This window comes from Pseudomonas sp. PONIH3, assembly GCF_002934345.1.
GTDB lineage: Bacteria > Pseudomonadota > Gammaproteobacteria > Pseudomonadales > Pseudomonadaceae > Aquipseudomonas > Aquipseudomonas soli.
In genome coordinates, this window is the sequence record NZ_CP026386.1 from 342,432 (window position 1) to 362,080 (window position 19,649).

Consider the following 19,649-nt stretch of genomic DNA (forward strand, 5'->3'; position numbering starts at 1 on the left):
CTGGACGCTTTGCGAACTTCCAGCGAAGAAACCGCTGTAGTCGCTAGGGAATCACTTCTCGTCGCGGATCGAGAAGTTGGCCATGTGCTCAAGGCCTTTGATCAGTGCGGAGTGGTCCCAGTTGCTGCCACCGATGGCCGCGCAGGTGCTGAACACCTGTTGCGCGTTGGCAGTGTTGGGCAGGTTGATGTTCAGTTCCTTGGCGCCTTGCAGGGCCAGGTTCAGGTCCTTCTGGTGCAGGCTGATGCGGAAGCCTGGGTCGAAGGTGCCCTTGATCATGCGCTCGCCGTGCACTTCGAGGATCTTCGAGGAGGCGAAGCCGCCCATCAGTGCTTCACGTACCTTGGCAGGATCTGCGCCGTTCTTGGCGGCGAACAGCAGCGCTTCGGCGACGGCCTGGATGTTCAGGGCGACGATGATCTGGTTGGCGACCTTGGCGGTCTGGCCGTCACCGTTACCACCGACGCGGGTGATGTTCTTGCCCATGGCCTGGAACAGCGGCAGAGCGCGTTCGAAGGCGTTCGGGCAGCCACCGACCATGATGCTCAGGGTCGCGGCTTTGGCACCGACTTCGCCGCCGGACACTGGGGCGTCGAGGTAGGCAGCGCCGGTGGCCTTGACCTTCTCGGCGAAAACCTTGGTGGCGGTTGGTGAGATCGAACTCATGTCGATCACCACCTTGCCTTCGCCCACGCCCTCGATTACACCGTTTTGACGAAACAGAACATCCTCAACGTGAGGGGTGTCGGGCACCATGACGATGATGAACTCAACTGCTTCGGCCACCGCTTTTGGGCTGGGCAGTGGTGTGGCGATGAGGTCGGCGGGCACCGGGTCATGGTGGGTAGAAACGAACAGTTCATGACCTGCTTTTTGCAGGTTTTGGGCCATGGGCTTGCCCATGATACCAGTGCCGATGAAACCGATTTTAGCCATGAGAAATTGCCTCTTTTCTATTTATTGACCCCATACAGTTACGTGTCACGGAACTGTATGGGGGCTTTGGTCTCGATCAGGCCTTGAGCCAGCCGAGCCCCGCTTTGGTTGTTGTCAGTGGCTTGTATTCCGCGCCCACCCAGCCTTGGTAGCCAATGCGGTCCAGGTGTTCGAACAGGAACGCATAATTGATCTCGCCAGTGCCGGGCTCGTTGCGCCCAGGATTGTCGGCCAACTGGATGTGGTTGATCGCAGCGAGGTTGGCTGCCATCGTGCGTGCCAGGTCCCCTTCCATGATCTGCATGTGGTAGATGTCGTACTGCAGGAACAGGTTTGGGCTGCCGACCTGTTCACGAATCTCCAGCGCTTGCTTCGTGGTGTTCAGGTAGAAACCGGGGATGTCACGGGTATTGATCATCTCCATCACCAGCTTGATGCCCACCGCTTCGAGGCGGTCGGCAGCGTACTCGAGGTTGTCGAGCAGGGTGTTTTGCACCATGAACGGGTCTACACCCTGCGGCGTGATGCCAGCCAGACAGTTAACCTGGGTGTTACCCAGCACCTTGGCGTATTCAATGGCAATGTCGACGCCGGCACGGAACTCCTCGACCCGTTCCGGCAGGCAGGCGATACCACGCTCACCCTTAGCCCAGTCGCCAGCGGGCAGATTGAAGAGCACCTGTTGCAGTTGGTTGGCATCCAGGCGGGCGCGGATCTCCTCTACGGGGTAATCGTAGGGGAACAGGTACTCGACACCACGGAATCCGGCCTGGGCGGCGGCTTTAAAACGGTCCAGGAAGTCCACCTCGGTGAACAGCATGGACAGGTTAGCGGCAAAACGAGGCATGATCGGCTCCGGGTCAGTCCAGTGGCAGGATGGAAGTAGGGGCGTCGGCTCGACTGGTAGCCAGCGCCTCAAATTCGTTAATGGCGTTGATCTCAGTACCCATGGCGATGTTCGTGACGCGCTCCAGGATTACCTCGACCACCACCGGTACGCGGAAGGTTTCCATCAGTTCGCGGGCCTGGGCGAAGGCGGCGGGCAACTGGTTCGCGTCGAATACACGGATGGCCTTGCAGCCTAAGCCCTCAACCACGGTCACGTGGTCCACGCCGTAGCTACCCAGTTCTGGCGCGTTGACGTTTTCGAACGACAGCTGCACGCAGTAGTCGATGTCAAAACCACGCTGGGCTTGGCGAATCAGACCGAGGTAGGCGTTATTCACCAGCACGTGGATGTACGGCAGGTTGAACTGTGCGCCCACCGCCAGTTCCTCGATCATGAACTGGAAGTCGTAGTCACCAGACAACGCGACGACCTGGCGCTCTGGATCGGCTTTCACCACGCCGAGAGCAGCGGGGATGGTCCAACCCAACGGCCCCGCCTGGCCGCAGTTGATCCAGTGACGCGGCTTGTACACGTGCAGGAACTGGGCGCCGGCAATCTGCGACAGACCGATGGTACTGACGTAGCAAGTATCCTTGCCGAAGAAACGATTCATTTCCTCGTATACCCGTTGCGGCTTGACCGGCACTTCGTCGAAGTGGGTCTTGCGTTGCAGGGTGCGTTTGCGTTCACGGCAGGCTTCAGCCCAGGCTTTGCGGTCCTTGAGCTTGCCAGCGGCCTGCCACTCGCGAGCTACCTCGAGGAATACATCGAGGGCGGCGCCTGCGTCGGAGACGATGCCGAGGTCCGGGGTGAACACACGACCGATCTGGGTCGGTTCGATGTCCACGTGCACAAACGTGCGGCCTTCGGTGTAGACGTCGACAGAGCCAGTATGGCGGTTGGCCCAGCGATTGCCGATGCCGAACACCAGATCCGACTCGAGCAGGGTAGCGTTGCCGTAGCGGTGCGAGGTCTGCAGGCCACACATGCCCGCCATCAACGGGTGGTCATCGGGCAGGGTTCCCCAGCCCATCAGGGTAGGGATTACCGGCACGCCGGTCAGTTCGGCGAAGGCCACCAGCTTGTCACTGGCGTCGGCGTTGATGATACCGCCACCGGCGACGATCAGCGGGCGCTCAGCGGCATTGAGCATGGCAAGAGCCTTCTCGGCCTGAACGCGACTGGCTTGGGGCTTGTGCACCGGTAGCGGCTCGTAGGCGTCGATGTCAAACTCGATCTCGGCCATCTGCACGTCAAATGGCAGGTCGATCAGTACTGGGCCGGGCCGGCCACTGCGCATTTCGTAAAAAGCTTTCTGGAAGGCATAGGGCACCTGACCCGGCTCCAGCACAGTAGTGGCCCACTTGGTCACCGGTTTGACAATGCTGGTGATGTCGACGGCCTGGAAGTCTTCCTTGTGCAGTCGAGCTCGAGGGGCTTGCCCTGTGATGCAGAGAATCGGAATGGAATCTGCCGAGGCGCTGTACAGGCCAGTGACCATGTCGGTGCCAGCCGGGCCGGATGTGCCGATGCACAGGCCGATATTACCTGCGTGGGTACGGGTGTAGCCCTCGGCCATGTGCGAGGCACCCTCGACATGGCGGGCCAATACATGGTCGATTCCACCAATTTTTTTCAAGGCAGCGTAGAACGGATTGATTGCGGCTCCGGGGATACCGAATGCGGTATCGATACCTTCACGGCGCAGCACCAGAACGGCGGCCTCGATTGCTCTCATTTTGGCCATTGTGTACTCCTTCGCACGGGTCGATAATTTTTGTAGTGGAGGTCAGTCTGTATTAGGCTTGCGTGCGTTAGAACACCTGAAAAATGTTTTCTGTCGATATGAAAGGTATCGAATGGCACGGTACACAGAGCTACATAGCTTCGTTCAGGTTGCCCAGAAGGGCAGCTTCGCTTCTGCCGCGCTGAGCGAAGGGGTGACCCCGGCAATACTCGGTAGGCGACTAGATGCATTGGAGAAACGCTTGGGCGTGAAACTGATGCACCGATCGACTCGGGGTTTGCGCCTGACCGAACTTGGGGAGCAATTGCTGGAGCGCGCTAGGTTACTGCTGCGTGATTTTGACGACATGGAGGCCGATATCAGTGGCTGCGGCTCTATGGTCAAAGGCAACCTGATGGTTTCGGCGCCCGCTTCTTTTGGCAGAGTTCACGTTGCCCCGCACGCATTGGGGTTTCACCAAGAGTTTCCCAACTTGAAGCTCTCGTTCAACCTCACCGACAGCCTCGTCGATCTGGTTAGCGAGGGCTACGACATGAGCATCCGCATTGGCGGGGTAACCGACCCGAACTATGTAGCGGTCAAGTTGTTCAGCAATCGTCGGGTAGTTTGTGGCACTCCTGAATACTTTGCCCGGAATGGCCGTCCGACCACCCTGGAGGACCTGGCCGACCACAATTGCTTGGCATTTACTTTGCAGGGCGGCCAGCAACGGGGCTGGGTATTCCAGCGGAATGGCCGACAGGTAGCGATGCGGGTCAGCGGCAGTCTCGCGTGTAACGATGGCGAACTGCTGTTCTCATGGATGCGCCAAGGCTTGGGGATCGGCTGGCGCTCGACGTGGGAGATTCAGAAGGAGTTGCTAAGCGGCGAACTGGTCACGGTTCTGGATGACTTTGCCCTCGATGACTACGATATCCAAGCGGTGTATCCACAGCAGCGCTTCTTGCCAGCCAAGGTGCGGCATTTTATTGAGTACCTGAAGCTGGTGTACCAGAGCCCCGGATATTGGGAACAGTGATGGGGGCAGCGATGCACCCTATGGATGCTATAGAGGTCGGGGTTTGGATTATTTCAGTGCTTTGAATGCCTTCGTCGAGGCGGCGCGGCAGAGCAACTTCTCACGGGCGGCAGAACGACTGGAGGTGAAGGCCTCAACTATTTCTCGGTACGTAAGAGACTTAGAGACGGACCTGGGTATTGCTTTGTTTAATCGCTCAACCCGCGCGCTGAGGCTGACAGAGGGCGGGAGAACATTCCTGGTACATGCTCAGCGCGTGCTGGATGAACTGGAAGTCGCGCGCGCCGCAGCCTCTTCGTTGAATGACGAGCCCCGTGGCGTGCTCCAACTTAACGCACCACCGGCGTTTGCCCGGCACCACATCGTGCCGGCGCTGAGCGAGTTCAGGGCGCGATTTCCACAAATCCAAGTCGATCTCACCTGTGAGGAGAGTCAGGTCAATCTCATCGACGCCGGAGCCGACTTAGCAATACGTCTCGGTTGCTTGCCGGACTCCTCGCTTAAAGCCAGGAAGATTGCTGACGAGCAGTGGGTGCTGTGCGCCGCGCCCTCATTGTGGCATGAGCCGAGCGGACCAGAGCATCCAGAGGCCCTGGCGGATCAAGGCTTCATTGCGTCCAGCCAACGTCTGGACCTGTATTGGAGCCACGCTGGCGAGACAGTCCGGCAAAGTCACACGGTTACGTTGCGAACCAACGACCTTGAGGCTCAGCTAGTCGCCGCGCAGGCGGGGCAGGGCCCCGTCCTGCTGCCGGCTTGGCTGGTCGCTACGGCGATCCGCCAAGGCACGTTGGTGCGCTGGTTATCAGCATGGCAGTGCCAGCCTGGAGAGGTAGGTACCTCGCTGTGGTTTATCTATCCGCCGAAACGGATCGTTTCCTCTAAGGTGCGCAGCTTCATCGACTTCATGGTGCAACGCATTGGCGAGGCTCCATACTGGCGTCTTTGAGTGCCGGCCACAGTACTCAACTGAAACGGATATCTAAGGCGCGCAACCAGGTCTGCAGCCCTGCGTCCTGGATCGGGATCAGCAGCGCCTCACGATCGGAAGTATTGTAGTGGGCATGCCAGTAACCGGGCGGGGTGACGAAAGCCAGGCCTGGGGTCCAGTCGACCCGAGTCGGGTTAACGATTTCACCGGCTTCGTCGAGTTGTGTACCGACCAGACTGTAGCAACCTGGCGGGCAGTCGACGATAAAGTCCAGCGCGAGGGACTGGTGTCGGTGGGGTTTCTGCACGGCACCAGCCGGGACCAGGCCATACATCGCCCAAAGCACGTGGGTGACGGTGCGAGTTTGCGGGAAGTTACGATTACCGAGCAGAATGCTGACTCGGCTGCGGTCCTTGGCCCGCGGGTCGGCGGCGGCTTGGCGCAAGTGGGCGTTGGCGACCTCGCTGGCATACAGCGTCGGTGCAAAACGGTCCTCACTGCGTGTGGCGCCCAGGTAACGAAGCAGCGGTTCGTCGTGCACATAGTAGAATCGGCTGTCGCTAGACGCCTGAAGGATGCTCGCATGCATGGCCGGCAGCGCAACGAAGCAGCCTTTATGCCACTCGAAGGTGGATTTGTCATAGGTCAACCGACCCTCACCCTCGATGACGTAGAGCACTTGCGAGGTGGCGTTAGGAGCTAGATGCAAGCTGTCGCCAGCAAGTACTCGTACGAAGTTAGCGCACAGCCCCGGCCCCGTGGCAGGTCCTTCGCAACCCAGTGCTTGGCTTAAGTCCAGTGGTATGACTCGAGACTCGCCCTCCTGACATAGGGACGCCGGAAACGTATGGTACGGCACCCGAGAGATCAGCTTCGCGCCAATGGGATTGGCAGCTTTGCTGTACTCGAAGAATTCGGCTTCGGCTAAGTAGCTCGGACGTGCTGAGATGATCTGCTCGTTCAGGGGTTTGTTCACGGTATGACCTCTTGATAAACGATGAAAGCGGTGGTGCGAGGTCACTGTACAAACGTGGGGGAGGAGGATTAAGCCCCCAAAGAGCATAGGTGTTGTGCCAGTAGGGGATGTGAACAGCCGTACCATCATTGGATAATGACACCCCCACATATTGGACGGCACCTTCGTATGCAGACGAGGCCGTGCTCTTGCTCGATGGCGAAGGATTCAAAAACAGCTATAGCGCCGTATGCCTTTGTCAGCCCCCGGAACCAGTGAGGATCAAGCCCAAGTATGTATGCGCCATCTTCGAAGGTTGTACCTTCAACCTATTGCACTGAGCTTTGGGCTGTGAGGACCTGCAAAAACGAATACCAGTTCCGGTGTTACCAATCCGGATTTTTTTGCTGTAAAAGCGCGGATATCACTCGTTTCCGTAGCGACGTCGCCGTTACCCTTCTTCATTAGTGGATTTGTCTATGCAGGGCTTTCCTGGCCAGGAGATCGATGCAATGGCGCCAGAGCGTGGCGCGTTCAACGATCTGCTTTTGCGCTTCATCTGCCTCATCACCCTGGCGATCTTCATTGTCGACACTCTGACTTCGTTCGAGATCGCCGTTGCCGTCCTCTACGTACTGGTCATCATGATCGCCACGACCCGTCTTTCGGTGAGGGGCATACGTCTGCTAGCAGCGATTTGTAGTTGCCTGACGTTGGCGGCTTTCCTGCTTTCGCACCACAACCAGTTCTTCAGTGAGGCTTTGGCCCGCTGCCTAGTCAGCCTTGTTGCCATTGCAGTCGCTGGCTGGCTTGCCGTGAAAAGTCGGAAGGTCACCGACCGTTTACGAGAGCAGTTTGCACTGCTGTCGCAGACCCATGATGCGATTATCGTCTGTACGTTTGACAGCCGTATTCGCAGTTGGAATTCCGGTGCCGAGGCACTCTACGGCTGGACCGCCGATGAAGTAATCGGACGAGACTGCTGGGATTTGCTCTGCAGTCGTTCATCACAGGCACCGCAGGCAATCAAGGCCGAGCTGTTGGAAAAAGGTGTTTGGGAAGGCGAACTGATCGAGACAACACGCGCCGGCAAAGAGGTCACAATCCTCAGCCGATGGTCGCTACACCGAGACCAACTTGGCAATCCCAGGGCGATTCTGGCCAGTAACAACGATGTGACCGACCGGCGCCTAGCCGAGGTCGCACTACATCGCTCCCAGGCTGAACTGGCCCACGTAAGCAGAGTCAGCATGTTGGGCGAGTTGGGCACCTCAATAGCTCATGAAGTTAACCAGTCACTGGCTGCCATCGTAACCAATGCCGAAGCGGCCCAACGTTGGCTGGACCGTGCCGACGCACATGAAGCGCGCGTGGCAATTGGCAGGGTGGCCAGCAATGCCCGACGGGCGAGCGATGTGATACAGCGGATTCGCGAACATACCCGCAAGGCCGAGCCACGGCATGAATGCCTGGATATAGAGAGTGTTGTGAGCGAATCCCTGACCCTCCTTGAGCGGGATATCCAGCATCGCCGGATACAACTCTTTCGAAGCCCGGTCCGTCGTCTGACGGTACGCGGTGACCGGATTCAGCTGCAACAGGTCATGATCAACCTGTTGATTAACGGCATCGACGCTATCGACGAGCGTGAAGGCTCAGCTCGCCATTTGTACATCGAGGTTTGTGAGCAGGATCAGCAGGTGCAGGTCACGGTCAGAGACAGTGGTACAGGTATAGAGGAAGAGCACCTCGACATGTTGTTCAACGCATTCTTCACCACCAAGGATGAGGGGATCGGTATTGGCCTGCCCATCTGCCGCTCAATCATCGAGGTGCATGGCGGTCGCATCTGGGCCGACAGCCGAGCGGGAGAAGGCGCGACATTGTCGTTTGTACTGCCTAGAGTCTGCGAGGAGGTAATAGCATGAAAAACACCTGCATCTACATGGTGGACGATGATCACGACCTGTGCGAGGCCGTAGTTGGGCTTCTGCGTTCGGTTGATCTGGCCGTGAAAACCTTCGCTTCGCCGAATGAGTTCCTCCAGTTTCCGCGTCCGGAGGTTCCTAGTTGTTTGATTCTCGATGTGCGCCTCAAAGGCGCTAGCGGCCTGGACTTCCAAGCTCGTATGGACGATTTGCGGGTGAACATTCCAGTAATCATGATGACTGCCTACGGGGATATCCCAATGAGCGTCAGGGCCATGAAGGCCGGCGCCTTGGGCTTTCTCACCAAACCATTTCGCGATCAGGATCTACTCGATGCTGTAGTAGAGGCTCTTGAGCATGATCGTCAACGCCGAGTGAGCGAGGAAGGCATCATCGAGTTGCGTGAGCGCCACAACCGCCTAAGCACACGTGAGCAGGAGGTGATGGCCATGGCCACGACTGGCCTGTTGAACAAGCAAATTGCAGCCGAGCTAGGGATTAGCGAGGTCACGGTGAAGATTCATCGAGGCAGTGCGATGCGCAAGATGAACGCCGGCTCGTTCGCCGAATTAGTGCGCATGGCTCAAGCGTTATCAGTGCAATGGCAAGCACAAGGTCAAGCCTAGGGGCATACCAGAGCATGATTTGCAGCAGGCCAAGTGCAGCATAGTCTAAAGCTCGGTCTTTGGCTTTTCAGGTAGTACGTCTTGTCTCCCTACCATATTTGTATCGTCGATGACGATGAAAGCGTCAGGATGGCGCTCGATGGGCTGGTCCGTTCGATGGGCCATTGCGCTGACACCTTTGGGTCGGCAACTGAATTCCTGGCGTCGCAAGCATTGCACACCTGCGATTGCCTAATCCTTGATGTGCAGATGCCCGGGCTGTCCGGGCTCGAGCTGCAACAGCAGCTACTGACCTTGGGCGTATGCCTGCCGCTAATTTTCATTACCGCGTTTCCTGAGGCTCGCTGGCGTGAGCAGGCTCTGGCCGCCGGGGCTCTGGAGTTCCTTGGCAAACCCTTTGATGGTCGCACGTTGGTAAGCCTGATCGAGCGGGCGGGCCGACTTGGACGCGGGCGTTAATACCAAGGTATGAGTCGTTAGCACCATGATATGACGCCGGCTCGTCCAAGGTGTGGCAGGCGTGATCGTGACGTTGCTCCATCATTGAGACTCATCCGGAGATGGCATCTGGCTATCTCACGGCAGAAGAGTAGGAGAGGTATCTCCTGGGTTTATCTGGATGGGGGTCGCAGTGCTTTTGAGCAATCTTACGATAGGCAAGCGTGCGGCCTTGGGCTTCGCGGTGGTCACACTAATCTTCCTGCTCACTGGAATCTTCAGCTTGTCGCGCATGGCCGAGCTAAATCGAGTAGCACGACATGTGAATGATACTTGGATGTCGGGAATGAGCATCCTGCAAACCTTCAGTGCTCAGGTTGCCGTTATGCGAATTGAGAGCGTGCGCATTCGGTCGACATCTGATCCACAGGCCTTGGTTCGCAGTGAAGACTTGATCATCTCTGCCCGGCAGCGGCTGACCGAAGAGCTAGCGCGATACAAGAACCGCGGGATTTCGGCGCTAGAGAAACAAATGGTCGAGATGCTAGAGGTAGAGCTAGCAAATTACGTGGGCAATCTGGACCGGTTGCTTCGGCTCTTGCAGGTTGGCACCCCAGATGCTTCGCAACAGGCGGAAATCAATGCGGCCCTGGCACAAAGTGGGAGCCTGATCGGCGAACAGATCGACGCACTTGTTTCGCAGAACCAAGCAGGGGGGGCGAAGGCCATCACTCAGGCCCAAGCGCTGTACGAACGAGTGGTCGTGGTCGTCGCCTCTGCCTTGTGTGCCTCGATTGCGGCCACCGTACTGCTTGCGTTGCTACTCACCCGCAGCATCGTCAGGCCGTTGCATACCGCGCTGCAGGCGGCACGTGCCATCGCTGACGGTCACCTAGACAGGCCGATCGTACCCTCCGGCAAGGATGAGCCCGCGCAGTTGCTGCATGCGATGGCGGAAATGCAACATAGCCTGCGCACAACTATCTGCCTGATCAGTGACTCTGCCGGTCAATTGGCCACCGCCTCGGAGCAGATGAGCACGGCGATGGACGAGAGTACTCGAGGCCTTCAACAGCAAAGCGAGGAAATCGAACAGGCCGCGACCGCGATCACCCAGATGAGCAGCGCCGTGGATGAGGTGGCGGGCAATGCTGTTTCCACCTCCGAGTTGTCCCGCGAGTCGGACGAGGAGATGCGCAATGGTCACAGCCAGGTCGCCAACATCGTTGACCAGATTCAGGTTCTAGCCGAGGGCATCACGCGTTCCTCGGGGCAGGCAAGTGGACTGTCGGATCAGGTACGAGACATCAGCATGGTTATGGAGGTCATCCGTGGCATTGCCGAGCAGACTAATCTACTGGCCTTGAACGCCGCGATCGAGGCAGCCCGCGCCGGAGAGGCGGGGAGAGGCTTCGCGGTAGTAGCCGACGAGGTTCGCTCACTGGCTCAGCGTACGCAGAGTTCAACTCTGGAGATTGAGAGCATCATCACTGCGATCCAGCAGGGCACAGTCGTCACAGTTGAGGCCTTGCAGATGAGTGTTGGTCAAGTGGCTCAGACCCTTGAGAGGGCCCAGGCTGTGAGCGGTTCGTTACAGCGAACTACGGAGGCCGTTTCAATGATCAACGAACGCAATTTGGTCATTGCCAGCGCCTCCGAACAACAGGCCCTCGTGGCCCGTGAGCTCGACCGCAACCTGGTCAGCATCCGCACCTTGTCCAACCATTGCGCCACGAGTGCGACCCAGACGTCTGTGGCAAGCCTGCAGTTGTCACAACTGGCGGTCCAGCTCAAGGGTATGATTTCGCGTTTTTCGGTGTAACCCCATGATTTCGACCCGTGACAGCGCACGCTCGGCACTACAAACATGGCGTGGACATCTGTGGAAGGTATTCGGCTGCGGTCTGTTCGTGCTGCTCGCAGCCCTCTTGGTGGTGGCTTACCGACAGACAGAGCGTCAGGCGCGGCTGGATGTTCGCAATCTGGGGCTCGCACTAGAGGCGCGGCTTGATTCTGGCTTGCTACAACCTCTACACGCCAATCTGCGTACTCTGGCTACCCGGCTATCGGGCGGGGAGGTAAGTAACCACGGTTTGGATGCCACGTTGATCAGGCGCTTTCACGAAGAGGCGGCTAGCCTGCCAAGCCAGATGCCCTTCGAACTGATCGACGAAAAGGGGCGCCTGGTTGCTAGCAGCTTCGATGGCACCGCCGCGCCTTCCTTCGACCAACTTCGATACTGGTCACTGCTTGCTCGGCAAGCGCAAGACGGTGACTCGCTGGTGATCGAGCAAGATCCTAATCAACCGCGGCTGCACTTCGCCATACCTATCTTTGATCGCTTGGGAAGCAGGCAGGGTTGGGTCGCCACGTCGCTAAATTTGGCAACGGTGCTCGAACTGTTCCACGAGGTAGACGTCGGGCTCCACGGCGTCATCAGTGTACGTCGAGTGGATCGGCCGGAAAGCGTGCTGCGCGATCCCCCCCTGGCCAATCCTCTTGATCCTCAGGAACGCGTCGCCCTGGACGAGCAGCATGTGAGCGGACGCCGTGACGGTGACTTCTATATGCGTTCACCGCTGGATGGCATTGAGCGCCTGTATGGCTTTAAACGTATAGGCGAGTATCCGCTGGCATTAACTATCGGCCTTGCCACCGACGATTACCGAAAGGAATGGCACTACACCTTCGGTTGGGCCTGTGCGCTCAGCGCCGTGTTCTTTTTGGTGATCATCTCTCTGGACCGTCGTCTGCATCGTGCGCAACGGCGTGAGTCACGAGCGACAGCCGACCTCGCATTTATGGCGTACCACGATGCCCTGACCGGGCTGCCGAACCGGCATCGCATCAGTGAGCGCATTGAAGAAGCCATTGTCGACGCAGAAGGTTTCCACCTGCTGTACCTCGATCTGGACAATTTCAAGACCATCAACGATTCCCTCGGTCATGTGGCCGGAGACCAGGTGCTGTGCGAACTGGCGCAGCGTCTTACAAGTCTGCAGGGCATCGATACTACTGCCCGCTTGGGGGGAGATGAGTATCTGATGTTGGTCAGAGCCACGACCAGAAAACAGTTGGAGCAGTTGCTGCGCGACCTTGACAGTCGTCTGCGAGAGCCTTGGCTGGTACATAACTGCTTGTTGGAGGTGCGGACTTCCATTGGTATTGCCTGTCATCCTGATCACGGGACGAGCTTTGACGACTTATTCAAGGCTGCAGACATTGCGCTGAATCAAGCAAAGAAATGCGGTCGGGCCCGGCATACCTTCTACACCCCTGCGATGGGGGAGCGCGCGCTGAAGTCACTACAACTGCAAGTTGAGTTGCGGGCTGCACTACACAACGATGAGTTCGAGCTGCACTACCAGCCGCAGGTGAATCTAGACAGCGGTGAGGTAGTCGGAGCAGAGGCATTATTGCGCTGGCGCCACCCTTCTCGAGGAATGATATACCCGGGGGAGTTCATTGCTGAAGCGGAGTCCAGTGGATTAATCGTGCCCATCGGGCGTTGGTTGCTTACCACTGCATGCGAACAGGCCGTGGCTTGGCAACGCATGGGCCTTGGAGCACTCATAGTCGCGGTGAACTGCTCTGCTATTGAGTTCAAACAAGGCGATTATGTCGATAGTGTCGCCCTGGCATTAAGCACATCCGGTTTAGAGTCATCTTTATTGGAGCTAGAGCTCACCGAGTCGATTCTCATCGAGGACACAGAGAGGATGATCGCTTGTTTCGGGCGGTTGAAGGCTATGGGCGTACGGTTGGCAATCGATGATTTCGGTACCGGCTATTCGAGTATGGCTTACCTCAAACATCTGACGATTGATCGGCTGAAGATCGATCGCTCATTCGTCCAGAATCTGGCCGACAATGCCGATGACAGAGCTATCGTCGGCACAATGGTGACCTTGGCGCACAATCTTAATTTGCAGATCGTCGCGGAGGGTGTGGAAAGCGACAATGTATTACCCATATTGAGTCGTATGGGGTGCGACGAAGCTCAGGGCTATTACTTCTCTCTACCAGTGCCGGTGAAGGAATTCGAGTTGTTCATGTCATCTGCTTTGGGAACAGTCTAATCAACCATGTCCAAGAGAGAAGCATGTTGCTCCATGTTGCTCATAGAGCAGCCGCGCGAACTTTGATGTCGTCAGCATCTTCTAACTGCTGTGACGTCTAGGTACGTAAAAATTAGCGTTGCTAGTGACGTATTACGTTTGCTGGTGCTGGACTGATTTACAATGACAATCTGTTACGTGCAACGTGTTGCGTGTGCCCAGTTGTTTTTTTTAGTGCAAAAATATCCCTTCAAATTCTTATAAAAACCTGCGCACTGAAATTCTTGACTTAAATAAATACCTACCGTCGCCGCAAGGATACGTACAGCGCTGTCCTCGCGGCGGATTGTTTCATATGCGCTTTTTTGAACGTATTGGGCATCAAAACCCAGTCGACATAGGCAACGCACTGCTTCCGCTGGAGGTATTGTTGTTCAATTGGAATGGAGTAACTTGTAGTCTATTCATAATGAGCTCAAGGATTAATTTGGTTACAGATTCATTGGGTGCTATGCATTTTTAGCTTCCTGATGATAGCACTATGGTTAATCTGTTTTTTGGCCAGATCATAATGAGAATAGAGGTAGCCTGATATGCGTGTAAATTTGCCCATTACCGAGCGCGAAAGAACGTTCTCCAATGAGCAGCGGCTGATCTCGACCACCGACCTCGACAGCCGGATCACCTACTGTAATGATGCATTTGTAGCAATTAGCGGGTTCACTTATGAAGAACTGATAGGGCAAACCCACAATTTGGTTCGCCACCCGGATATGCCACCCATTGTGTTTGCTCATATGTGGGAGACGATCAAGCAAGGAAAACCTTGGATGGGGGTGGTCAAAAATCGCTCGAAGAATGGCGACTTCTATTGGGTCAGTGCCTATGTCACCGCCATCTATGAAGACGGTCGCATCAGTGGTTATGAATCGGTTCGTTCGCTACCTAGTCGCGCCCAGATTCGTCGCGCGACGGCGCTTTACGCGCGGCTGCGATCCGGTAAAGCGGCTATATCCCTAGGGACGCGAGTTTTGGGAACACTACAGTTCGGTTGGCCACTGCTGATGTTGGGAGGTCTGTCCGCGACTAGTGCTGTCTGGCTGCCACAGACTGCGGCCCTTACGATTTCGGGGGCGAGTCTCTTGAGTGCCTGGTACTTATTCGAGTCGCGCCAGCGTAAAACCATCGAGCGCATTTTGGCGGAGCACCCGAAAGCGTTTACAAGTCCATTGGTCGCTCTCACTTATAGCGATAACCCCGGAGCCCAAGGGCAACTGGAAATGGCCATGATCAGTGAGGAAGCACGCCTGCAAACGGCTCTGACCCGTTTGGTCGATGCTGGGATTAGTGTTAAGTCCAAGGCAGCACACTCATCTGAACTGTCCGGTTCGCAAGCGCAGTCACTCGAACGCCAACGCAGTGAAACTGATCGCTCAGCCGCCGCAATCTCTCAGATGTCGGCAACGATTCAGGAGATCACGCATAACGTGCAGAATACTGCGCATGCAGCATCTGAGGCTGACCGATTGGCCATGCAGGGCAGCGATTTGGCTCAGAAAAGCTTGGTTTCCATGGGAAACATGAGCCAGGCAGTCAATGAAATTGGTCAGGCGGTCGATGCGTTAGCAAGTCAGACCGAGTCTATCGGTAGCGTAGTGGATGTCATCACTTCAATTGCCGAGCAGACCAACTTGCTGGCGCTCAATGCTGCTATTGAGGCTGCCCGGGCAGGCGAGCAGGGTCGGGGTTTTGCTGTCGTCGCTGAGGAAGTGCGCGCTCTGGCTCAGCGTACACGAACTTCGACCGAAGAGATCCATGGAATCATTGCTTCATTACATGTTGGTACAGAAAGAGCAGTGGCGACTGCGAGCAGAGGGGAGGAGATTTCCCGCGACAGCATGCAGAGTGTTGAGGCGGTTCAATCGGCGCTTGTTGGCATCAGCGAAGCGGTTAGCCGCATTACGGGTATGAGCCAACAGATGGCGTCGGCATCATCTGCGCAAAGTCATGTAGCTGAAGACATCAATCAACAGATTACGCGCATTGCGCAATTGTGCGATCACAGCGCCGGGAAGGCCATGCAAGGTGCAGAAATTAGCCAGGATCTAGAACGAATGGCGGAATATCTGCATAGCTTGGCTGAGCGCTTCAACCGATAGACGTTAGCTTCGATTGAGTACCCACAAGGATGTGGGACTGTCATCATCGGAGGTGATCTGCTCTAAATATTGACCGATCGCTCAGTAGGCTTGTTCTTAACTGGCAGTTGATATGCGGTTCCACCCTTAACCTTGCTCGGCTGTAGGCCGAACTGCAGAAGTGCCGATCTCCTTACTCCTGCCAGCGCGCCTCAATGGGTAAATCAACTGGCTGTTGCAGCATGAGCACATGCTCTGGCACGCGCTCGCGGTCAGGATCCATTGCAGCCCGAAACGTCTGGATTACGTACTTGGCAAGGGAGGCTCGTACATTGAATACCATCGCCGCTGTCCCCCCCATGTACTCTTCGCGCACCATGCGAGCCTGCTCGGCGGAAAGGTCTCGATGGGGTACCAAGCGTATTGGGACGATACGCTGCCAGTGTCGGTCCTGCTCTGCTCCAGGTAGCAGCAGGGCGTCGGCCAGGCTAACCGCTGATATCCGACCTAGGTTGAAATCACGAAACTCTCCGGCCTTCTCGCAGTATGCCCGTACATGCCATCGTGGTCCGGCTTGAATCAGTGAGTGAGGGCGGATAAGCCGTTCATGAGCTTGGGGGGTGCTCATGGAGCGATAGGTCACCCTCACACAAAGCCCAAGCCGCATAGCTCGATGCAGTCGCGAGAACGGGGCAGGGCGAATCGCCGTTGCATCGAATTGCGTACTTTCGAAAGGTACTCCAATGGAGATGGTTTCCAGAGAGCCTGAGGCACCGACAAGCCGTTGATATTCGGTGAATACGCCGCGGCTTAGGATTGGTTCGAGTTGTGGAGTGCTGCTGTAGCTTTTGCTGGCGGAATCAGGCTCGCAGGCTTCGGGGTATCGTACCCGAAAGCTCGCGATGTCCCGACTGGCTAGCGTTTCATGGATGTTGAACAAATCCAGCAAGCGCGATCGTGAGATTCTTCCTTCCCAGAGAAGCAGTATCTCGATCGCTTCAAAACGTTCTTGCGGGGCTGAGTTGCGACGTGGCATGGAATGATCACTGTTGAAGGGTTTTCATAGCATAGATGCATCAATAGATCTATGCTACGGTCAATGCAATGGCCACACGGACTTTGGTATGGAACCTAATATACCGCCGCTGTTCGAGCATTTGCCCAAGGAGCTTTTTCGCCCTTTGGCCGCCGCCAACAACCTGCGCTATTGGGATGTGCTCTGTCGGCTTATGGCGGCCATGTGGGGAGAGGGTGGCCGCTCACCCGGGGAAGAAGCGCCCAAGTCACTGGTCCTTCGAACGATCGAATCGTTTCTAGTAGCCGATGACCCTTGGGAGGATATGGACAGCTCCCTTACGGTGACCGGAAGGGCTCATCTGATCTTCACCTCGCTCCATGCCAGCGGGTGGCTAAGTCAACGGCGCAAAGGCGTAGTAGAACAGGTCACGGTCAGGCCTGTTGTGGCACGGTTTTTTGGTCACCTGGTGGAGTTTGCCAATCAGACCCCTGAGTTCCTCGGGATTAGGTTCCACTCGATCTACGTCTCCCTGCGTGAAGTGCGCGATGCAAACGCGCACGGTCTTTATCATGAGGCGGCACGTCAGGCCAAACAGTGCATGGCACACATCACCAATACGAGTTGCCGCATTCAGGATCTGATGGGGAAACTCTCGGCGAAGGAAACCATGGGCGAGTTCGTTCGTGGCTTTTTCGAAGAGTACATCGAGAACGTTTTCATTGCCGACTATAGCGACCTGCGTACTCACAACCATCCGTTGCAGTTTCGCTCACAGATTATCGCTCTGGTTCGCCAACTCCAGTGTGACGATCAGCAGCGCCAGGGATTGATCGGTTGGTATGCCCAGATGAAGACCGACGACGACTTCCTACGCGCTGAGTTGCTCTACGAACGGGATACCCATCAGTTGCTGCGCCTTCGCGAAGTCGAAGAGCACTTGCAGAGATTGGATGAAGAGGTGCGTGACGCCAATCAGATGGCCATTGCGCTCTTTGAGTACAAGCTGCGCTCGCCTGGCAATTTCGACAAACTGATCGCGAGGGCCCTCAATGCCGTGGAGATCCTGGGGGAGGGGCATGCCTCGCTTCCGGGTAGGTCAGGCTTCTATCACGCTTCCGAGGTCGGCCTGTCCAAACCTCGTGTAACTCCGCGGGTTCACGAGCCAACACTGGTCGAAACCTACAGTCCGACAACTGAGGAGCTTGCAATGGAAGCCCTTCGACAACGGATGAATGCCAATCGGCACGTTACGCCGCTGAAGCTGGCGGAGTACGTCACGCGACACGTCGGCTCTGATCTGCGCGTGACCTCGAGCCAACTGTCAATCGAATCGGTCATAGATCTGTGCTGCTACCAAAGGCTGTTATTGATCGCCTCGCGCGAGGCATGCCCTCCAGGAAAACGCAGAGATGATGTCCACCTGCAGTTGGTCCCTGGGATACGTGTCGAATTTGTCCCCGAAGCCATGACTCGCAACGCGTACATGGAACACCAAGAGTTCATGATTCATGTGAGGATGCCGTGATGGTCAACTGGGAGCGATTGGCAGAACAGTCAGAGGTAAGTTATGTCAGTGCCGACTTCGAGAGAGCGGCTTACCGGCTAATGGTTGAGCAGATCCTTTATGCCAATGACAAGTTCAGCCGGGTGGCCTATCACTTGATCGTCAAGCATCTCGCGGCGTTTCGGGAGGTGATGTCCTTGCTAGGGGTTCACCTGATTCACAATGCCCATCACGCTTATGTCGCGGCCATCCCTAGCCACCCAGTGGCCGAGAAAATGCGCCTTAGTGAGACACGTTTGGCGCTTGTTCTACGCCGCATCTATGACGACCGTATGCAGTCGGCAGAGATCGCTGACGGAGAAGCGTTCGTGTCACTTGAAGAGTTGGAGCGTGCCTACAAGGAATGGCTCAAACGTGAGCTCCCCGAGCGGGGCGAACTGCGCGAGTTGGCTCAGGCCATGAAGCGCTACGGGTTGGTGCGGGTTTCAGAGGCCGACGACGGGCAACCCTACAAGATTGTCATCCGTCCTGGGATCGTCGATGTGCTGAGCGAGGGGGCGTTGCACCAATTGGCAGCGCACGCGCCAATGAAGGATGAGGAGGCCGGCGATGGTCTTGCTTGAACGGGTTAACCTGATTCAGTTTTTCCTTTACGAGGCCCGGGATGTCGATATCGGGAGAAATACGGCCTTCCTAGGGCCTAATGGAACCGGAAAAACGGCGCTTCTGGATGCAATTCAGGTAGTCATGTTAGCGGCCGATGGCAACCGCATAAACTTCAACGCAGCGAGTGACAGCAAGAAAAAGCGTTCTCGCAGCATGCGTGATTACTGCCTCGGCTCGATTGTACCTGGTGGCAGTTCCTACCAGCGGACCTCCGCGAACACATACGTGGGATTGGTTTTCCGCAATACCATTACAGGCGTTCCGTTCACTGCCGGCGTTTCACTACAAGCTCATATCGAGGACGCCAAAGCGGAGGTGAATGGATACTTCATATTGCCCGGTGTCGAACTGTCGGCTAAGCAATATTTGCAGACCGACGGCGCACGCGAAACCGTGATGCCCTGGCGAGCCTTTCAGCATGTAGTCGCTGATTTGTGTCGCTTGGAGGCAAACAGTACCCCTTATATAACGCCTCACAATCGCGACGACTTTATTCGACGCCTCTTGATCGATCATCTGGCCGGTCCAGGCGACAAACCGAACTCACAGGCATTTCGGGCTGCGTTTTCTCGTTCTCTGAAGCTCAATGAAGACATCGTTGATCTTAATGAGACGTTACGACAGCATCTCATCGAGCCGATGCCAATCCGGATTACCGAGTTCCGCGAGCGCCTAAACGAGGTTCGTGACATGCGTGACCTTATTAGGCGACTGAGAGGGCGCATTACCCAAGCCTCAGAAGTGGCTGACACTATGCCCAAGTGCTGCAGGCTCGAACCTCCGAGGCGAACCTGACG

At 56.5% G+C, this 19,649-nt stretch carries 15 protein-coding genes and 2 pseudogenes; 12 read left to right on the forward strand and 5 right to left on the reverse strand.

All coding sequences use genetic code 11. The annotated features are described in order from the left end of the window. Positions 1 to 51: 51 nt before the first annotated feature. From C3F42_RS01490 to gcl, 3 genes are all read right to left on the reverse strand, one after another. Complete coding sequence (locus C3F42_RS01490) at positions 52 to 936, reverse strand: 2-hydroxy-3-oxopropionate reductase (RefSeq protein ID WP_004577338.1); 885 nt, start codon at positions 934 to 936, stop codon at positions 52 to 54. Between the two features lie 76 nt (positions 937 to 1,012). Beyond that, on the reverse strand, positions 1,013 to 1,783 hold the full coding sequence (gene hyi / locus C3F42_RS01495; protein ID WP_004577339.1) for a hydroxypyruvate isomerase: 771 nt from the start codon (positions 1,781 to 1,783) through the stop codon (positions 1,013 to 1,015). Positions 1,784 to 1,796: 13 nt separating this feature from the next. Further along, entirely contained in the window at positions 1,797 to 3,572 is a 1,776-nt protein-coding gene (gcl, locus tag C3F42_RS01500; protein ID WP_004577340.1) for a glyoxylate carboligase, read from the reverse strand. 112 nt (positions 3,573 to 3,684) lie between these two features. Between gcl and C3F42_RS01505 the strand changes: the two genes are divergently transcribed. Together C3F42_RS01505 and C3F42_RS01510 are read left to right on the forward strand one after the other, a co-directional pair. Beyond that, positions 3,685 to 4,590: a LysR family transcriptional regulator gene (locus C3F42_RS01505; protein WP_004577341.1), complete on the forward strand. Its 906-nt coding sequence runs from the start codon at positions 3,685 to 3,687 to the stop codon at positions 4,588 to 4,590. Positions 4,591 to 4,633: 43 nt separating this feature from the next. Continuing rightward, positions 4,634 to 5,539 (forward strand): LysR family transcriptional regulator, encoded by a 906-nt coding sequence (locus tag C3F42_RS01510; RefSeq protein WP_004577342.1) that lies wholly within the window; start codon positions 4,634 to 4,636, stop codon positions 5,537 to 5,539. Positions 5,540 to 5,555: 16 nt separating this feature from the next. Here the strand turns inward: C3F42_RS01510 and C3F42_RS01515 are convergent, their stop codons facing one another. Beyond that, on the reverse strand, positions 5,556 to 6,626 hold the full coding sequence (locus C3F42_RS01515; RefSeq protein WP_231589926.1) for a cupin: 1,071 nt from the start codon (positions 6,624 to 6,626) through the stop codon (positions 5,556 to 5,558). Between the two features lie 329 nt (positions 6,627 to 6,955). Between C3F42_RS01515 and C3F42_RS01520 the strand changes: the two genes are divergently transcribed. From C3F42_RS01520 to C3F42_RS01545, 7 genes and pseudogenes are all read left to right on the forward strand, one after another. Next, positions 6,956 to 8,404, forward strand: coding sequence for a sensor histidine kinase (locus C3F42_RS01520; protein ID WP_004577344.1), 1,449 nt, complete (start codon positions 6,956 to 6,958; stop codon positions 8,402 to 8,404). Beyond that, positions 8,401 to 9,030 carry a response regulator transcription factor gene (locus tag C3F42_RS01525; RefSeq protein ID WP_004577345.1) on the forward strand — a complete coding sequence of 210 codons (630 nt, stop codon included), beginning with the start codon at positions 8,401 to 8,403 and terminating at the stop codon, positions 9,028 to 9,030. The genes C3F42_RS01520 and C3F42_RS01525 overlap by 4 nt, the downstream gene beginning before the upstream one ends. An 81-nt stretch (positions 9,031 to 9,111) precedes the next feature. After that, entirely contained in the window at positions 9,112 to 9,489 is a 378-nt protein-coding gene (locus C3F42_RS01530; RefSeq protein WP_004577346.1) for a response regulator transcription factor, read from the forward strand. Positions 9,490 to 9,649: 160 nt separating this feature from the next. Continuing rightward, a pseudogene (locus tag C3F42_RS30130) lies at positions 9,650 to 10,384 on the forward strand (MCP four helix bundle domain-containing protein); the annotation flags it as partial. Positions 10,385 to 10,690: 306 nt separating this feature from the next. After that, positions 10,691 to 11,290, forward strand: a pseudogene (locus tag C3F42_RS30135) (methyl-accepting chemotaxis protein); the annotation flags it as partial. A 4-nt stretch (positions 11,291 to 11,294) separates the two neighbouring features. Continuing rightward, positions 11,295 to 13,547 (forward strand): bifunctional diguanylate cyclase/phosphodiesterase, encoded by a 2,253-nt coding sequence (locus C3F42_RS01540; protein ID WP_024717484.1) that lies wholly within the window; start codon positions 11,295 to 11,297, stop codon positions 13,545 to 13,547. A 572-nt stretch (positions 13,548 to 14,119) separates the two neighbouring features. Next, positions 14,120 to 15,685 carry a PAS domain-containing methyl-accepting chemotaxis protein gene (locus C3F42_RS01545; protein WP_004577349.1) on the forward strand — a complete coding sequence of 522 codons (1,566 nt, stop codon included), beginning with the start codon at positions 14,120 to 14,122 and terminating at the stop codon, positions 15,683 to 15,685. 172 nt (positions 15,686 to 15,857) lie between these two features. On the opposite strand, the gene C3F42_RS01550 is transcribed toward C3F42_RS01545, so the two are convergent. Beyond that, entirely contained in the window at positions 15,858 to 16,700 is an 843-nt protein-coding gene (locus tag C3F42_RS01550) for a WYL domain-containing protein (protein WP_023102066.1), read from the reverse strand. Positions 16,701 to 16,788: 88 nt separating this feature from the next. Here C3F42_RS01550 and C3F42_RS01555 point away from each other — a divergent pair, with 88 nt between their 5' ends. From C3F42_RS01555 to C3F42_RS01565, 3 genes are read left to right on the forward strand one after another with little or no spacing between them, the layout of a single operon-like run. Beyond that, on the forward strand, positions 16,789 to 18,207 hold the full coding sequence (locus C3F42_RS01555) for a Wadjet anti-phage system protein JetA family protein (RefSeq protein WP_004577351.1): 1,419 nt from the start codon (positions 16,789 to 16,791) through the stop codon (positions 18,205 to 18,207). Next, positions 18,207 to 18,809, forward strand: a complete 603-nt coding sequence (locus tag C3F42_RS01560) for a DUF4194 domain-containing protein (protein ID WP_004577352.1) — start codon at positions 18,207 to 18,209, stop codon at positions 18,807 to 18,809. The genes C3F42_RS01555 and C3F42_RS01560 overlap by 1 nt, the downstream gene beginning before the upstream one ends. Beyond that, complete coding sequence (locus C3F42_RS01565; RefSeq protein ID WP_158659511.1) at positions 18,796 to 19,647, forward strand: ATP-binding protein; 852 nt, start codon at positions 18,796 to 18,798, stop codon at positions 19,645 to 19,647. The genes C3F42_RS01560 and C3F42_RS01565 overlap by 14 nt, the downstream gene beginning before the upstream one ends. Positions 19,648 to 19,649 lie beyond the last annotated feature (2 nt).

Coding starts and splice junctions, on each gene's coding strand:
- C3F42_RS01490 (WP_004577338.1), bottom strand. CDS start 936: ATGGCTAAAATCGGTTTCATCGGCACTGGTATCATGGGCAAGCCCATG.
- hyi (WP_004577339.1), bottom strand. CDS start 1,783: ATGCCTCGTTTTGCCGCTAACCTGTCCATGCTGTTCACCGAGGTGGAC.
- gcl (WP_004577340.1), bottom strand. CDS start 3,572: ATGGCCAAAATGAGAGCAATCGAGGCCGCCGTTCTGGTGCTGCGCCGT.
- C3F42_RS01505 (WP_004577341.1), top strand. CDS start 3,685: ATGGCACGGTACACAGAGCTACATAGCTTCGTTCAGGTTGCCCAGAAG.
- C3F42_RS01515 (WP_231589926.1), bottom strand. CDS start 6,626: ATGATGGTACGGCTGTTCACATCCCCTACTGGCACAACACCTATGCTC.
- C3F42_RS01520 (WP_004577344.1), top strand. CDS start 6,956: ATGCAGGGCTTTCCTGGCCAGGAGATCGATGCAATGGCGCCAGAGCGT.
- C3F42_RS01525 (WP_004577345.1), top strand. CDS start 8,401: ATGAAAAACACCTGCATCTACATGGTGGACGATGATCACGACCTGTGC.
- C3F42_RS01540 (WP_024717484.1), top strand. CDS start 11,295: ATGATTTCGACCCGTGACAGCGCACGCTCGGCACTACAAACATGGCGT.
- C3F42_RS01545 (WP_004577349.1), top strand. CDS start 14,120: ATGCGTGTAAATTTGCCCATTACCGAGCGCGAAAGAACGTTCTCCAAT.
- C3F42_RS01550 (WP_023102066.1), bottom strand. CDS start 16,700: ATGCCACGTCGCAACTCAGCCCCGCAAGAACGTTTTGAAGCGATCGAG.
- C3F42_RS01555 (WP_004577351.1), top strand. CDS start 16,789: ATGGAACCTAATATACCGCCGCTGTTCGAGCATTTGCCCAAGGAGCTT.
- C3F42_RS01560 (WP_004577352.1), top strand. CDS start 18,207: ATGGTCAACTGGGAGCGATTGGCAGAACAGTCAGAGGTAAGTTATGTC.
- C3F42_RS01565 (WP_158659511.1), top strand. CDS start 18,796: ATGGTCTTGCTTGAACGGGTTAACCTGATTCAGTTTTTCCTTTACGAG.